Origin of the sequence: Acinetobacter sp. WCHAc010052 (assembly GCF_002165295.2) — a bacterium.
GTDB lineage: Bacteria > Pseudomonadota > Gammaproteobacteria > Pseudomonadales > Moraxellaceae > Acinetobacter > Acinetobacter chinensis.
Map to the genome: position 1 here is coordinate 2,507,657 of NZ_CP032143.1, position 15,274 is coordinate 2,522,930.

Sequence of the window (15,274 nt, forward strand, 5' to 3'; positions counted from 1 at the left end):
ATGAAAGAACCTTATTCATTTTCAGTATTCAACCCGCCCCTGATTTCATGGTTACTCCTCTGTGTCATTGCATTGTTTCTGGTACTGACCAGTCTGATGTATGGTGAGATTCAACTTTCACCTGCAGAACTTTGGTCTGTGGCTTTTGATCAGGCTCAACCCATGCATCAGCTTTTGATTGAAAATATCCGGCTGCCCCGCCTGCTGGCAGGTCTGCTGATTGGTGCGGCTCTTGCACTGTCAGGTTTACTGCTGCAACTGGTCACAAAAAACACCTTAGCCAGTCCCGATATTTTTGGAATCAGTGACAGTGCTGTGCTGGCTTTAGCCTTTACCATTTTACTGACCAGCAGTCATGTAATGGGAGAGTGGTGGCATGCGCTGCTCGGTGCTGTTGCCTGTATCGGTATTATCCTGATTGCCTCCGGTGGGGTCGGTACTCAGGGTTATCGCATACTGGTCATTGGAGTTGGAATCGCAACCTTAATGAAAGCCAGTTTTGATCTGATTCTTTCCACACTGCCCATCATGCACAGCAGCAGTATTTTAGTATTCAGTTCAGGCAGCTTAATTGGTCGCAGTTATTCAGTACTATTACCAACTTCCATTTTGATTCTGTCACTGATTTTTATAATCACGTTATGGCGACGACTGTTCAGTGTTGTTGTTCTCCCTGATACGGTCATTCAGAGCATTGGAATTTCGCTACCGGCATTGCGCTTTATCATGATTATTATTGCAGCATTTCTTGCAGGTACAGCGGTCAGTATTGCAGGCCCAATTGGTTTTGTCGCCATTGCAGCTCCGATTCTGAGTTTTAAACTGTTCCCTGCAGATCTTTTCCCTTTAGCCCCAGCGATGTGTATTGGCGCATTAATGGTTGTGGCTGCAGACCTGCTCGGCAGAACTCTGCTGGCACCCGTTGAAATTCCTGCGGGCATTATCAGTGGAATGATCGGTGGACCTTTACTCTTATGGCTTTTATATAATAATTCACGAAATATGAGCAGGAAATGACACTCAAAATTTCTCAGTTAAATGCAGCCTATAAAAAACATGCTGTGCTGAAAGATATCAATCTTGAACTGAATCAGGGTCAGGTGACTGTTTTAATTGGTCCGAACGGCAGTGGAAAATCCACACTTCTGAAATGTATTGCCCAGATTCATGCTCAATACGATGGTCAGGTCATGTGGGAAAATCATATTCTGAATGATCTGTCCAAACGTGACCTTGCCCGACAGCTGGCACTTCTGCCCCAGCATGTGACTGCTCCCAGTGGAATGACGGTTGAACAACTGATCCGTTTTGGTCGCTTTCCACATCAGGGCTGGTTCAAACAATGGAAAACTGAAGATCAGCTTGCCATAGATGAAGCATTAACCTCTACCCATTTGACTGAAATGAGGCATCTGCCCTTATCCAGTCTGTCAGGCGGACAGCGTCAACGTGCATGGATTGCAATGGTGCTGGCACAACAGACACCTCTCATCCTGCTCGATGAACCGATCAGCATGCTCGATATCGGGCATCAGGCAGATATTTTGAATCTAGTCAGAGAACTGGCAAACAGAGGCAAAAGCATCATCATGGTATTACATGATTTAGCCACAGCTGCCCGATGTGCTGACTATATGATTGCAATGAAAGACGGGGAAATTGTTGCTCAGGGTATGCCTGCACAGATTCTCACGCCTGATTTAGTCATGCAGCTGTATCATATTCAGGTTGAGATCCATCAGGTAAGGCACTCAACCCAGACAGGTACACAAAGACTGATTGTCATCCCTGAAAATTTTGGCGACCCTGCTTGTTAATTCGCCCCTCTATCTCACCGACACCGTGATTAAAGATAAATAGCGTGCAATGAATTAAATTGTTTTTTCATTTATCCAGCACCAATAACACTTTAGTACATACTGACTATGCAGCTTCATATTTTTTAAGGTATTGCGGTTTGTTCTGATGGTACACGGAACAATGATATTCAACATATTATTGTTCAAGTTGAGCATGCAATGTGTCGCTCATTGCATCTACAACAAACACTTCTGAGGCTTCATAAGCGAATAACTTCAGTCAAACTAAAAATGCATCAACCGATACATAAAAAGCTCATTTTCTTTGCCTGACACAATTATATAGCTTTAACATTATATCGCTGATAAAAATATAGTTTTGTAGTCTTCAGCTGCGTCATCATTCAAGGTAAATTCACAAGTATTTGATTTAAATGGAGCATCAAAGACTTGTATTTAAATATGATAACTTCCCAAGCGATTAATGAGCATTTCCTGAAAATAGTCAATTTTAACCTTAGAATTATTTTCGATACAGATCGATTTGATCTGTGAACGATACTCACTATGTACAGGGTTTGCTTGCCATTGCCATGTTGTACTACATGCTGAACAAAGTATTCCACTTAATAAAGGGAAAATTAATCTTTTATTTTTCATATATAGAGTGACATATTTAAAGACAGCAGAATTACAACCTGCTGAACCATCAATTCAAGTATTTAGCTTATCTCACTTCACCGAATAACAATAGAGTAAGAATAACCAGTTATAAATGAGTCGAACAAATCTCAGTTAAAATCATATTGTCAATCAGTTTGGCATTTTAAGGATTTATTTCTGCCAATCTTTTTGATAACTCAGCATCATTTCCATCAATTAAAGGTACACCTTCATAATAAAACTTACTAGAATATTTACCTCTATTATTTATTGTTAATAAAAACCCAGACCAAATGTCACCATCCTTTTCACACTCTAAATAAAGTGAATCAATTGCTGCTAATAACTCCCCACTTGTATTTAATGCGTAATCTTTTGTATATAAAACAGAAGGAACTCCTACCCAGCATTCTATAGTTGTCTTATTTCTCAATCCAAGATTTTCATCCCTCATCCTTTCAGTATAAAAAGAAATATTATTCCAATTATTAGGAATAATATTATCAACAACTTCTTGAACTATTATATTGATAAGTTGAGCTTTTTCGATAAAGTTCATTTTACCCACCTGCTCTATTTTCAAATTGAACTCTAACCCAAGTACCATCTACTTTCTGATATTTAGTTACAAAACCTTCTGGACGAATTTTATTACTATCATAAATCACCTCAATCTTAACAGGAACATTCTTACCTGTTTGTCTATAAATTTCGGCTACAGGATTTTCAAAATCTGTTTTATAACGACTCTGATTTAAATTTTTCAGTAAAGTCCCATCTGAGAGTGTAACAGAACGCCCACATTAAAGACTGCTAAGCGTAGTCTGACAAACAATATAAAGTATTTTCCTGGTTTCAATAATGCAAGTCATGCTTTGTGCAGCATTTATAAAATTTTAGCAAAAAAAAGCCCTTGTAAATACAAGGGCTTTTTCATATCTGGCGGAAGCGGTGAGATTCGAACTCACGGAGGACTCACACCCTCGTCGGTTTTCAAGACCGGTGCATTAAACCGCTCTGCCACGCTTCCAATGGCGCCTATCATATAAATATTTTAAATACTTGGCAATTATTTTTATGCTCCACCAACACCAAACGATCAAAATAAGCACAAATTTATTTTAAACTTATAATTTTTATACAATAAAAGAAAAAATAAACGGATTATGCAGTTCCAGTTCACGCACGGACTATTTATTCATTACAAAAATGCCAGCAATTTCCATCTCATCCTCATACAAGAAGATTGAATTTCAATCAGACATGTTTATAATTAGGTAGATCGGTATATCTATTTTATAAATTATGAAAGCAAATCAAGCCAAAGATAAAATTCTGGATGCAGCTAAAACTTTATTCTACAAAGATGGCATTCATGCGACAGGCATCAATACCATTACAGATCAAGCAGGCGTTGCCAAAATGTCGCTGTATAACAATTTTCCATCCAAAGCTGATCTGGTGGAAGCCTATATCGAGTCGCGTAATATCGAATGGCAAGCCTTGTATGCCAAACGCCTGGAAACAGTCCATACACCATTGGATAAAATTTTAGCAGTGTTTGATGCCTATCGTGATCATGCAGAGTCCGCAGTGGACAATGGTTTCCGAGGTTGTGGCATGCTCAATGCAGCTGCGGAATTTCCTGCACACAGCCCTGAACGTAATGCAGTGAAATTGCTTAAAGAAGGTATTGAGCAATTGTTAACTGAACATTTAAGTGAATTATTTTCTGATTATGAGCAGATTCAATACATCGCCACCATGTTGTCTTTTCTGCTTGAGGGTTCAATCGCCCGTGCAGGTCTGGAATGTTCAAGTGACAAGCTGATTATAGTTCGGAAAATGGCGGAAGACCTGATACAAACCCAATTAAAACTCACAGGAAAATAATTCATTTCCCAATATTTAAAAACAACAAAATCAACGTAATAAAAGGAAGTTTGCAATGAACGCCAAACAATCAGGTCTGATCAGTATCAGTGCTTTTGTCCTGTTATGGGGAAGTGCCGCCATTTTTACCAAATGGGGACTGCATCATGGGGCTGTCATTCCCTTTCTGTTCTTTCGTTTTCTCATTGCGACTGTACTGATTTCTTTGTTTTGCATCATCAGCAAACAGGCTTTTTTACCGCAGAATACACCTTATAAATATGTGATTTTGACAGGTTGTTTTCTCATTACCGGTTATACCCTGTTTTACTTTTTATCGCTTGAGTTTGGGATTTCACCGGGACTTCTTTCGACCATTTTAGCTTTACAGCCGATTTTGACCTTTTTTATCACCGAGAAAAGCTTTTCTAAAGTGAAGTTAGTTGGGCTGATTCTGAGTTTTATCGGGATTATCTTTTTAGTTTATAACAATCTGTTTGTGAATAAATTATCGCTATGGGCAACGGTTTCCTCGATTATTTGTCTGGCATGTATAACGACTGGTGTGATTTTACAACGTAAAATTTCGGAAAAACCGTGGCAAGTTTTACCTCTACAATATGTGATTTCACTGATTTTTATTGCCTTAATTATCCCATTTCAGTCCTTTGACTTTGAAATGAATTTAGACTTTTGGATTCCTGTTTTATATCAAGGGATTATTATTTCTGTAGTCGCTCAACTGATTTTTTACAAGCTGTTGCAGTCAGGTAATCTAGTCAATACCACAAGTCTGTTTTATCTCGTACCGCTTGTAACCTTGATTCTGGACTTTATAATTTTTAGAACGCAACTGTCTGCCTTTGACTATGTTGGGATTGTGGCGATTTTGAGTGGGGTGTATCTGGTTTATCGCAATAAAGCAATTCTCAAAAGTTAAAAATGATATTAAAACCCATAGTTAATCAATATTTTTTGCAAAGAGACCTATTTATTTATATTTTTAATCATTTAAAGCGTATTTTAATATGATTAAAGTATATGTCAGATATGCAAAGCTCAGGTGAATCACATGTTCAATCATGAAAATGAGCCGTCTCTTTTTCCTTTGTAATTTTCAATGGTTTTAACTTAACTATTGTTCATTTTGTCATCTGGTTATTTTACCAATTTTAGTTCTAAATATTGACAAGACAAGGATTTCAATCAATGTTTGCCATTTTTACCGTCTTGTTCGGAAGCTTGATTGCTGCACTCATGTACGGATGGCTCAATCTATTAGGCTATTCAGTATTTTTGATTAAAACCGTAATGATCATTGAGGTATTGTGCATCATCATTGCTGCGATTTATGAACAGAATGCAAGTAAAACATCAGGCGCCAGCGGTTGGCTAATCTTTGTATTTATTGTATTCAATGTTTTCGCTGCATTCGGTTTCGGTGGTCTTAAACTTGTTTTATGGTTTTTCTCTTTGTTTTAGGACTGTAAAAGGGTGTCTTAGCAACATTAATCATGCATAGAAAAACCCGCTTTCGCGGGTTTTTTTCAATCAATCCGATCTCTTAAAGACGAACCAATTCCACAATTTTTTCTGCCAGTTCTTCAACAGTTTCCTGAGCAAAACTTACATCGGCGCCTTGCGCAACATCACTGATGATCACCACACCCGTCTGACGAAGCAATGCAACCTGCTCAGCAGATAAACCTGCTTTGGCAATGGCAACAATACCTTGCTGAATCAAAACACTTTCAAGTGATTGCGCATTCTCAAGTGCTTTCGCAGATACCGCAACCACAGCAGGCTTTTGCCCCAAACGTGCAGCACGTGCTTCAGCAGTCACAGGCTCATCATGTGCAGTCCATTCCACCGCAGCTTCTACCATACCCGCACCAACAGTGACGTTGCTTAAACGGTCGATGAAGATGAACGAACCTGTATAACGACTGTCCTGATAACGGTCAAATACCACAGGTGCATCAAACTCAATCTCAACATCTGCAATTGCATTCAGATCAAGCTGTTCAACCTGGATTTTTTCCAAAGTATTCACGTTAGTACGGAAGTTGATTTTCGCAACTTTCGCAGGAATCGTTTGCGTACCAATTTTTACGTTATATAGCTTACCAATCACAAGTGGTTGATCCGCCATCCACACTACAGAGGCACGTACAGAACGAGACAAAGACGGTTGCTCGCCTGCTTTCACAAGGACATTACCACGAGAAACATCGATTTCATCATTCAATGTCAATGTCACCGCTTGACCTGCAATCGCATGTTCAAGATTGCCATCAAAAGTCACGATTTCTTTAACCGTCGATTTTTTGCCCGATGGTAAAGCGACAAGTTCATCGCCAACTTTCACTTCACCTAAAGCAATCGTGCCACAGAAACCACGGAAGTCGAGGTTTGGACGGTTGACATATTGCACAGGGAAACGGAACTCGTGCGCACTGGTATCACGTGTAATTTCAAGCGTTTCCAGGGTATTCATCAGGGTTTTACCTGTATACCATAGCGTATTTGGTGATGGATTTACCACGTTATCACCATTCAACGCAGAAATTGGCGTGAAGATGATATTGGCAGGTTTACGATCGCCTAACTGATTTACGAATGCATTATATTCTTCTTGAATTTCATTGAAGCGCGCTTCTGAAAATTCAACGAGATCCATTTTATTGATCGCAACCACGATATTACGAATACCCAACAGGCTCGCAATAAATGAGTGACGACGAGTCTGTGTTTGTACGCCATATCGAGCATCAATCAGGATAATCGCAAGATCAGCCGTAGACGCACCTGTCGCCATGTTACGAGTGTACTGCTCATGCCCTGGGGTATCGGCAATGATGAACTTACGTTTTTCTGTAGAGAAATAACGATATGCTACATCAATAGTAATGCCCTGCTCACGTTCCGCTTGCAGACCATCGACAAGTAATGCTAAATCAGGTGCATCACCTGTCGTACCGACTTTTTTCGAGTCACGGGTAACGGCTTGTAATTGATCTTCATAAATCAATTTTGAATCGTAAAGTAAACGACCAATCAAAGTCGATTTACCATCATCCACGTTACCGCAAGTGAGAAAACGCAATAAGTCTTTATTTTCGTGCTGTTTTAAATACGCCAGGATATCCTGGCTAATCAATTCTGATTGATGAGACATTGCTCAAAGCTCCACATATTCTTTAGAAATCGGTTTAATCCCCCTGTATCCCCCTTTTTCAAAGGGGGAAATTCTCCTCTCTTTTCTAAAGATGAGCAGCACTGCTGCGCAAGGGGAGAGATTTATCAGGGATAAGATTTATAAACTGTTAGAAATAACCTTCCTGCTTTTTCTTTTCCATCGAGCCTGCTTCATCATGGTCAATCATACGACCTTGACGTTCAGAACTTGTTGCCAGAAGCATTTCCTGGATAATTTCAGGCAAGGTATCCGCTGTAGATTCAACTGCACCTGTCAATGGATAACAGCCCAAAGTACGGAAACGTACCGATTTCATTTGTGGAACTTCGCCTTCTTTTAAGCGCATGCGTTCATCATCCACCATGATCAGCGTACCATCACGCTCAACCACAGGACGCTCAGCAGCCAGATACAAAGGCACCAAAGGAATACTTTCCTGGTAGATATATTGCCAGATGTCCAGTTCAGTCCAGTTTGACAATGGGAACACACGGATACTTTCACCTTTGTTCACTTTACCATTGTAAAGATTCCAAAGTTCAGGGCGCTGGTTTTTAGGGTCCCAACGGTGTTTATTGTCACGGAACGAGTAAACACGCTCTTTGGCACGTGATTTTTCTTCATCACGGCGCGCACCACCAAATGCAGCATCAAACTGATATTTATCCAAAGCCTGTTTTAAGCCTTGAGTTTTCATGATATCCGTATATTTAGAGCTACCATAATCAAATGGATTGACGTTGGCGTCTTTGCCTTCTTTATTTTGATGTACGATCAGATCGAAACCATGTTCTTTCGCCATGTTATCGCGGAACGTGATCATGTCCTTGAACTTCCAGCCTGTGTCGACATGCAACAGTGGGAAAGGAAGTTTTGCAGGATAGAATGCTTTTAAAGCAAGATGCAGCATGACAGCTGAGTCTTTCCCGATTGAGTAAAGCATCACTGGATTTTCAAATTCAGCAGCAACTTCACGGATAATATGAATACTCTCAGCTTCAAGCTGTTTAAGATGAGTAAGTCTTTCCTCAGATATAGGCATTTTGACAGCACCAGCTCAAATAGTTGTGTACTTATTACACATTCAACAATATTTATTCATTATAGTGATTTACATATGCAGACTATTGCTTGTTTTGTTATATTGATATGCAAAATCATCATATAAAACAAAACTTATAATCAGTATAAGTTTTTATTAAGTATCCTGTAATCTAAATATCGCTGATAAGCTCATCGTTATTTACTCTAAGTCAGACCTTTCTGTCCGCCCCAAAAGCCCCTAAAGTATTCTTCTTTCAGCATATACTGTACAGCCTGATGAACATTGCACAAATTAAAAACCGCCTGGAACAGGCTCATCTTGCAGGATTTATTTATCAGCATCAGGCACATCTGCTTGTGCTGCAGGAACCATTGAATGATGCTGCAAAAGCTCTGAATATTTTTGTCCAGCATGAACACAGTGCCGATCAGATCGGTCTTCAGTTTGGTCTGCGTATTTCCGATAATCAGACTGAGTTTTTAATCGGAATTACACACAGTGATCAGAACCGCCAATATGAAATTGGGGCGGGGAATCTGAAAGCTGATCAGAAAGCATTTAACCTACTCTATGCTTTTTATAATTATCCAAAAGGTTTTTATCTGATCCATCTTCCTTTGAATGCAAATGCAGCCCAGCTTGAATCTGCACTGGATGCGCAGTTTTTTCATCATGAAACGCTTACTTTTTTACATACTGCATTTAAAACAAATCCTATGGGTGAGCAACGTGCATGGATGAAAGACTTTATTGTCCAGCAGTCCCTGGATATGAAAGTCAGAATTCAGACTGCATTGCTTCAATAAACCTTTGTAATGAACCGTGGCAATAAAAAAAAGTCCCCAAAGGGACTTTTTTATTCATCAATCAATAGCCCAACAGGCTCTTGTCTAAAGGAAATTCTATTCCGATTGAAGCACCGCCATCATTACCGTTGACATCTGAATCACTGATCCAGCCATTAACTTTCAGCGGAATATCAGGACGCAAATAATGTGACCAGGTCAGGTCTACTGCCTTGATTTCATCTTTCTGAGGGAATGCTGCATTGGTCAGACGGTCAGAACCATTCACCTTAACGACCATGACCCGACCATTCAGACGGTTAAGTGGATCCAACCGGATATCACCACCGACCGAAACCATCTGACCATCACCACCCATAGCATGTCCTAACGGGAAACCATGCTGATAGTAGCCATCCTTGTAAATCGTATGATTATAGGAAATACCTTTCACCTTACCATTTGTCCGTGTATCAGCCCATTCAGCATATAACTGATATGGCATGTTGCGGAAACTGGATGAATAGTCCGCCCCTGCCAGATACATTTTTTTAGCCGGTAATCCACCCGCCTCATCTTCACCGATAAACTGCCCATAAATACTGGCAGGTACCTGTAACCAGTGATTCAGATTCAGACGTGCATCAAAACCACCCACCTGATTGGATGGATCTGCTTCACCTGTTCCACCATTATCTTTATTTCCAACAAAAGCATCCCATAAAGAACTGAAACTTTCCGGGCGACCTTCACCACCCCACTGGAACGCTCTTGAAGCACCTACTTCCAGATAAGGAAGCGGTTGAGCGGTGAATCGTAAGCCCACGAGCTTTGCGTCCGGTACAGCTTTATAATCATCAAGTTGACCCGCAAAAGCCTGATACTGCCAGGGTCCAATCCATGACAGCCATTTAGTCTCAAAAGCACTCTGTTCAGCTCGCTGTGCCGTAAAACCATAAACTGGACGACTTGCATCACCACGGATCAGACTACCGTCATGTCCTGGTCCCCAATAAGTCGGGATCTGACCCGCTATGAGCCACTGATTCCAGAGTTTTCCTGCAATATAAGAACCTTCGACGTTGACATCCTGATCATGATCAATCCGAGGGTCTTTTTCACCATTTACCCGAATTTTAGCATCCCAGTTTGCACCACCTGCATTCAGTTCCAATGCAGCTGCATACTGAGCTTTCTGGGAGGCAGCAAAAGACTGAGGAATTTCTTTCTGGTCTGTGCCTGCAAACAATCCAATTTTCGCAATCTCATTATCTGCTTTCAGCTCATTCAGAATGGAAGCTACTACTTTTTCCTGTACAGGAGAGCTGATCTTTGCCTGAGATAATGCCCGTTGAATTTCATCGCCACTCATTGGCCAGGTAGATGTACTGATCTGAATGACACCCTGCTGGTTCAACCAGTTCAGATCTGTTCTAAGCGTTTCGCTGTTCAGGATCAGACCCTGTGTCCATCCTTGCTGGCTGAATAATGTCAGCATTAAAGCTGAAAATAAGTGGGAACGTTTCACTGGCATACTTCTTTCATTTTTCATCATTGGGAATATTTTGAATGATTCTATATACTTATTACTCTATTTTTACATTAATTAACAAAACAGAACGCGATAAGCTTAAAAAACATTCAATCCACACACTTAATATGCGCAGTGTTACATAAGTCACTTAAAGACCTGAAATATGAGCAAAAAAAGTGCAAAATCGCCAACAAAAACCCGTTAAATATCTACCATTTCAAATAAATCATGACTTAAATCACATATTAAAAAGTCAGAAAAACACGTCTATCCCTGATAAAAACCCAAAGCCACACCCGTTTTATATTTAACTTTTCCTCTTTTAAATGCTCTGTTTTTTAATTATTAATTTATCGAATAATCTAATATTACATATATTCACATGAATGACTGTCCTGACAGACCAAGCCTATAGATACATGGGCTCAACAGACGCCCAATAAAAAAGCCACTTAATCAAGTGGCTTTTTTAAACGTCATTTCAAAATTAATTTTTATGACGCATATGAGGGAATAAAATCACATCACGGATACTTGGTGCGTTGGCAAACAGCATAACAAGACGGTCAATACCAATACCTTCACCAGCTGTTGGAGGTAAACCGTATTCAAGTGCTTCAACGAAATCAGCGTCATAATGCATTGCTTCATCATCACCAGCATCTTTTTCAGCAACCTGTGCCTGGAAACGCTCAGCCTGATCAATCGGGTCATTCAGCTCTGAGAAACCATTCGCCAGTTCACGACCACCAATAAAGAATTCAAAACGGTCAGTAATGTGAGGATTGTCATCATTACGACGTGCCAATGGAGAAGTTTCCGCTGGATACTCAGTAATAAATGTCGGTTGACGCAGTTTGGTTTCCACAGTTTCTTCAAACACGATGGTCTGCAGTTTGCCCAGACCAAAACCAGGTTTAACCTGTTCTTTCAGCTCGTCTTTGACAAATTTTGCCAGGAATTCACGGTCAGCAACATTTTCAGCTGTAAATGATGGATTATTTTCAAGAATCGCATCAAACATTGAAATTTTCTTGAATGGACCTTTGAAGCTGTAAACTTCATCGCCATAAGAAACGTCAGTAGAACCCAGGATATCGATTGCCAGCTTTTCAAGCATGCTTTCAGTCAAAGCCATCAGGTCTTTGTAGTCTGCATAAGCCTGATAGAACTCAATCATGGTAAATTCTGGGTTGTGGCGAGTCGAAACACCTTCGTTACGGAAGTTACGGTTAATTTCGAATACACGTTCAAAACCACCAACCACCAGACGCTTTAAATAAAGCTCAGGCGCAATACGCAGGAATAAAGGCATATCCAGTGCGTTGTGATGTGTTTCAAATGGACGCGCAGATGCACCACCTGGAATCACATGCATCATTGGCGTTTCAACTTCCATGAAACGTTCATTGGCTAAATAGTTACGGATACCTGACACGACTTTTGCACGGATTTCAAAAGTTTTACGTGTCTCTTCGTTAACAATCAAGTCCAGGTAACGCTTACGGTATTTTACTTCTGTATCGGTCAGACCATGGAATTTATCAGGTAAAGGACGCAGTGATTTGGTCAACAGTTCAAACTGTTCGATGTGAACATACAGATCGCCCTTGCCTGAACGACCAATATAGCCTTCAACTGCAATAATATCGCCAAGATCAAGACTTTTCACAGTTTCAAGTACTTCAGGTGCCAGTTCTTTACGGGCAACATAAAGCTGAATACGACCTGTCATGTCCTGAATCACGATAAATGATCCACGGTTCAGCATGACACGACCAGCAACTTTCACATGAACCTTTTCACCAGACTCAATCTGTTCTTTGTCCAGGTCTGCGAACTGATCCTGTAAATCCTGTGCATAATGCTCACGCTTAAAGGTGTTCGGCCATGGGCTGACACCTGTTTCTTTCGCATGATCCTGTATCTGCTTTAACTTGGCATGACGCTGTGCAATTAAATCGTTTTCGGAAATAGGTTGTTCAGAAGTCGATTGAGCGTTATTTTGCGTCATTTCTGCCTCGAGTGTATAAAAACGGAAGTTGCATAGCATAGCAGATTTACAGCTTTATGCGCATGAATAAAAGCCAAAGAACAGCTTAAAACAATAAAAACAGTGGAAAATGAGATCCTTGATGGCTTATAAGTGGCTTTTATCATGCCTGGAACCATGCCATCTGTTGAATTAAAAATGATTATTCTGTCTTTATGATTCAATCCTCATGACAACACCTGACCGACAGAGCAGTTCACTGAATGGAAATCTGTAAACTGTCCAGATTCATCACCTGAAAACCTGCCCAACAACTGCCCCATCAAAATCAATCTCCTGTATTTCCTCCAAGTATTTATTTAACAGAATCATCTGAACAGTCCCCTGACCTTAGACCAAAAGCTAACTGCGGTAAATCAGATAAATACATACAATTCTCTTGGTAAAACACCCGAAAAAGACAGTAATTCATATATTACGCTCTTTGAGATAAATACAGGTAAACGCAATAATTAATGAATACTTGCACTTCAAAAATTCTGTTTTTGCATGGACTTGATTCTTCCAGGGAATCCACAAAATTCCATGCCATTCATGCAGTACAAAAATTCTGTATTGATGTGGATTATCGCAACCTGAATTACCAGACCGTTGCCAGTTTCTATCACGACATCATTCACAACATAAAACCTGAGATTCTGGTGGGACATAGCCTGGGGGCTTACTGGGCACTGAAAATGTCGAGTTATCATAAAATTCCAGCCATTATCGCCAATCCAAGTCTGCATCCGGATTTCAGAAGTGACTATCCACCCATCTCTGAAGAAGAGCTTGAAAATGATATTCCTCAGCTGGCTTATATAGAACTGGGGGATGAAATTTTAGATATGTATGAAGTCGTTCAACAGATCGAACCCTATATGCAGATTCAGGCACTGGAAGGAGGACACCATCGGCTCTCCTGCCCTGAAAATCTGAACCATCTGATTCAGTACACAGAAGAACATTTCCTGAAAAAATAAAAAACCTGCAAAAATGCAGGTTTTTTATTTTCTATTCCTCATCAAGCTGAAGAATAAAAACTTTCAGATACTGATTACGCAACGTCCTGAGCCGGCTGCTGCTGATTATTCAGTGAAGACCAGATGTTCAGACCAAGATCGCCATGCAGATCAGGTAAATCAAGGAAAATGCTGGCACCCAGCACCTCGTGATTACATTTTTCAGCAAGCTGTTTTACTGCTTTAAGCGTACCACCCGTTGCAAGAACATCATCTACAATGATCACTTTCTGTGAGCTGAGTTCAGCCGACATTTCCAGTCGATCCAGACCATATTCAAGGCTGTATCCCACGCCTACAACCGGAGGAGGCAGTTTTCCTGCTTTTCTGACCAGAATCAGTGCTTTGCCTGTTCGCTGTGCCAGCAACGTTGCCAGAACAAATCCGCGTGCTTCAACAGCAATAAAGCTATCCACTGCTTCAAGCTGTTCAGCAGGAATACTTGCAATTAAAGCATCAGTCAGTGTTTCAATGCTGTTCATGAAAAGCGGTGTCAGATCGTAAAAGCAGATCCCTGGTTTTGGAAAATTCTGGACAGTACGGATCTGTGACCACAGTGTTGCAGACAAATTGTTCATGGGAGAATGATACAAAAATAAAAAAGAATAGTTGAATTTTACATCTTTAAGAGAATTTTGACCACCTTTCAGACAGTGATCAGACTGAAGCATACGAATCAAAAACCAATAACTTATTGTTTTTATTACCATCATTTATTTAATAAATATTAAATATGTAACTACCTTATTATAAAATAATAGATTATTCCATTTTTAGCAGCTGGACTTTCGTCCATAGTCACCTTTCAGACATCGAGTATATCCTCTTCTGCACTGAATAATTTTCCATAGACAACTGCTTTCACTCACAAAATTAATCGCGATAGATTGTCCTACAATTTTATGATTTCTGTGCTTTTCCTGACAAGTTTTGTCCTGATCAGCCATTCTGATTTCAAATCGAGAGATTAAACTCCGATATTCACTTTACATTAGCTATAGAACTGCGTAAAAATTTAAGCGAATATGTACAGATGAAGTCATATCAAATAGAGTCTTGCAGTATATGGAATTTTTACTGATCAACTATCATTGGCAGATCAGTGTTTGGAGAGTCAAATGAAAAAATATCAATGCATCGTTTGTGGATGGATTTATGACGAAGCAGAAGGCTGGCCTCAGGACGGCATTACAGCGGGTACAAAATGGGAAGATATTCCTGATGACTGGACATGCCCAGACTGTGGTGTATCCAAAGCTGACTTTGAAATGGTAGAAATCTGATCAGCGTTTTTTAAGAGACCATACCTTTTGTTATGGTCTT

General features: G+C 40.1%; 15 protein-coding genes and 1 tRNA gene. 8 read left to right on the forward strand and 8 right to left on the reverse strand.

Annotation, left to right across the window (positions count from 1 at the left end):
* Together CDG61_RS12320 and CDG61_RS12325 are read left to right on the forward strand one after the other, a co-directional pair.
* A complete protein-coding gene (locus CDG61_RS12320; protein WP_087549375.1) occupies nucleotides 1-1,017 on the forward strand; it encodes a FecCD family ABC transporter permease in 1,017 nt (338 codons plus the stop codon).
* The gene (locus CDG61_RS12325) at nucleotides 1,014-1,817 is read left to right on the forward strand and encodes an ABC transporter ATP-binding protein (RefSeq protein ID WP_087549376.1); all 804 of its coding nucleotides are present in this window, start codon (nucleotides 1,014-1,016) and stop codon (nucleotides 1,815-1,817) included. The genes CDG61_RS12320 and CDG61_RS12325 overlap by 4 nt, the downstream gene beginning before the upstream one ends.
* An 808-nt stretch (nucleotides 1,818-2,625) precedes the next feature.
* Here CDG61_RS12325 and CDG61_RS12335 read toward each other — a convergent pair.
* The 3 genes from CDG61_RS12335 to CDG61_RS12345 form a co-directional block, all read right to left on the reverse strand.
* Nucleotides 2,626-3,021: an immunity protein YezG family protein gene (locus tag CDG61_RS12335; RefSeq protein ID WP_087549643.1), complete on the reverse strand. Its 396-nt coding sequence runs from the start codon at nucleotides 3,019-3,021 to the stop codon at nucleotides 2,626-2,628.
* A gap of 1 nt (nucleotide 3,022) precedes the next feature.
* Nucleotides 3,023-3,229: a DNA/RNA non-specific endonuclease gene (locus CDG61_RS17810; RefSeq protein WP_118847332.1), complete on the reverse strand. Its 207-nt coding sequence runs from the start codon at nucleotides 3,227-3,229 to the stop codon at nucleotides 3,023-3,025.
* A 173-nt stretch (nucleotides 3,230-3,402) separates the two neighbouring features.
* Nucleotides 3,403-3,492: transfer RNA gene (locus CDG61_RS12345), tRNA-Ser, on the reverse strand.
* Between the two features lie 275 nt (nucleotides 3,493-3,767).
* Here CDG61_RS12345 and CDG61_RS12350 point away from each other — a divergent pair.
* The 3 genes from CDG61_RS12350 (at nucleotide 3,768) to CDG61_RS12360 (ending at nucleotide 5,816) form a co-directional block, all read left to right on the forward strand.
* Nucleotides 3,768-4,355, forward strand: coding sequence for a TetR/AcrR family transcriptional regulator (locus tag CDG61_RS12350; RefSeq protein WP_087549377.1), 588 nt, complete (start codon nucleotides 3,768-3,770; stop codon nucleotides 4,353-4,355).
* 55 nt (nucleotides 4,356-4,410) lie between these two features.
* Nucleotides 4,411-5,274 carry a DMT family transporter gene (locus CDG61_RS12355; RefSeq protein ID WP_087549378.1) on the forward strand — a complete coding sequence of 288 codons (864 nt, stop codon included), beginning with the start codon at nucleotides 4,411-4,413 and terminating at the stop codon, nucleotides 5,272-5,274.
* A gap of 269 nt (nucleotides 5,275-5,543) precedes the next feature.
* Nucleotides 5,544-5,816, forward strand: a complete 273-nt coding sequence (locus CDG61_RS12360) for a hypothetical protein (protein WP_087549379.1) — start codon at nucleotides 5,544-5,546, stop codon at nucleotides 5,814-5,816.
* An 82-nt stretch (nucleotides 5,817-5,898) separates the two neighbouring features.
* On the opposite strand, the gene cysN is transcribed toward CDG61_RS12360, so the two are convergent.
* Together cysN and cysD are read right to left on the reverse strand one after the other, a co-directional pair.
* Nucleotides 5,899-7,512, reverse strand: a complete 1,614-nt coding sequence (gene cysN, locus CDG61_RS12365; protein ID WP_087549380.1) for a sulfate adenylyltransferase subunit CysN — start codon at nucleotides 7,510-7,512, stop codon at nucleotides 5,899-5,901.
* A gap of 148 nt (nucleotides 7,513-7,660) precedes the next feature.
* On the reverse strand, nucleotides 7,661-8,569 hold the full coding sequence (gene cysD / locus CDG61_RS12370) for a sulfate adenylyltransferase subunit CysD (RefSeq protein WP_171405646.1): 909 nt from the start codon (nucleotides 8,567-8,569) through the stop codon (nucleotides 7,661-7,663).
* A gap of 269 nt (nucleotides 8,570-8,838) precedes the next feature.
* Between cysD and CDG61_RS12375 the strand changes: the two genes are divergently transcribed.
* Nucleotides 8,839-9,384, forward strand: a complete 546-nt coding sequence (locus CDG61_RS12375; protein ID WP_087549382.1) for a hypothetical protein — start codon at nucleotides 8,839-8,841, stop codon at nucleotides 9,382-9,384.
* Between the two features lie 61 nt (nucleotides 9,385-9,445).
* Here the strand turns inward: CDG61_RS12375 and CDG61_RS12380 are convergent, their stop codons facing one another.
* Complete coding sequence (locus CDG61_RS12380) at nucleotides 9,446-10,861, reverse strand: capsule assembly Wzi family protein (protein ID WP_416240714.1); 1,416 nt, start codon at nucleotides 10,859-10,861, stop codon at nucleotides 9,446-9,448.
* 523 nt (nucleotides 10,862-11,384) lie between these two features.
* Nucleotides 11,385-12,911, reverse strand: a complete 1,527-nt coding sequence (lysS, locus tag CDG61_RS12385) for a lysine--tRNA ligase (protein ID WP_087549384.1) — start codon at nucleotides 12,909-12,911, stop codon at nucleotides 11,385-11,387.
* Nucleotides 12,912-13,405: 494 nt separating this feature from the next.
* On the opposite strand from lysS, the gene CDG61_RS12390 reads away from it, so the two are divergent.
* On the forward strand, nucleotides 13,406-13,912 hold the full coding sequence (locus CDG61_RS12390) for a YqiA/YcfP family alpha/beta fold hydrolase (RefSeq protein WP_087549385.1): 507 nt from the start codon (nucleotides 13,406-13,408) through the stop codon (nucleotides 13,910-13,912).
* 74 nt (nucleotides 13,913-13,986) lie between these two features.
* On the opposite strand, the gene CDG61_RS12395 is transcribed toward CDG61_RS12390, so the two are convergent.
* Complete coding sequence (locus CDG61_RS12395) at nucleotides 13,987-14,529, reverse strand: adenine phosphoribosyltransferase (protein ID WP_087549644.1); 543 nt, start codon at nucleotides 14,527-14,529, stop codon at nucleotides 13,987-13,989.
* A gap of 540 nt (nucleotides 14,530-15,069) precedes the next feature.
* Between CDG61_RS12395 and rubA the strand changes: the two genes are divergently transcribed.
* Nucleotides 15,070-15,234, forward strand: a complete 165-nt coding sequence (gene rubA, locus CDG61_RS12400) for a rubredoxin RubA (protein WP_087511919.1) — start codon at nucleotides 15,070-15,072, stop codon at nucleotides 15,232-15,234.
* Nucleotides 15,235-15,274: the final 40 nt, after the last annotated feature.

Bases quoted from the DNA above. Each gene is read 5' to 3' on its own strand.
- CDG61_RS12355 (WP_087549378.1), top strand. From the start codon at position 4,411: ATGAACGCCAAACAATCAGGTCTGATCAGTATCAGTGCTTTTGTCCTG.
- lysS (WP_087549384.1), bottom strand. From the start codon at position 12,911: ATGACGCAAAATAACGCTCAATCGACTTCTGAACAACCTATTTCCGAA.
- CDG61_RS12395 (WP_087549644.1), bottom strand. From the start codon at position 14,529: ATGAACAATTTGTCTGCAACACTGTGGTCACAGATCCGTACTGTCCAG.
- CDG61_RS12350 (WP_087549377.1), top strand. From the start codon at position 3,768: ATGAAAGCAAATCAAGCCAAAGATAAAATTCTGGATGCAGCTAAAACT.
- rubA (WP_087511919.1), top strand. From the start codon at position 15,070: ATGAAAAAATATCAATGCATCGTTTGTGGATGGATTTATGACGAAGCA.
- CDG61_RS12390 (WP_087549385.1), top strand. From the start codon at position 13,406: ATGAATACTTGCACTTCAAAAATTCTGTTTTTGCATGGACTTGATTCT.
- CDG61_RS12360 (WP_087549379.1), top strand. From the start codon at position 5,544: ATGTTTGCCATTTTTACCGTCTTGTTCGGAAGCTTGATTGCTGCACTC.
- CDG61_RS12380 (WP_416240714.1), bottom strand. From the start codon at position 10,861: ATGCTGACATTATTCAGCCAGCAAGGATGGACACAGGGTCTGATCCTG.
- CDG61_RS12335 (WP_087549643.1), bottom strand. From the start codon at position 3,021: ATGAACTTTATCGAAAAAGCTCAACTTATCAATATAATAGTTCAAGAA.
- CDG61_RS12320 (WP_087549375.1), top strand. From the start codon at position 1: ATGAAAGAACCTTATTCATTTTCAGTATTCAACCCGCCCCTGATTTCA.
- cysN (WP_087549380.1), bottom strand. From the start codon at position 7,512: ATGTCTCATCAATCAGAATTGATTAGCCAGGATATCCTGGCGTATTTA.
- CDG61_RS12325 (WP_087549376.1), top strand. From the start codon at position 1,014: ATGACACTCAAAATTTCTCAGTTAAATGCAGCCTATAAAAAACATGCT.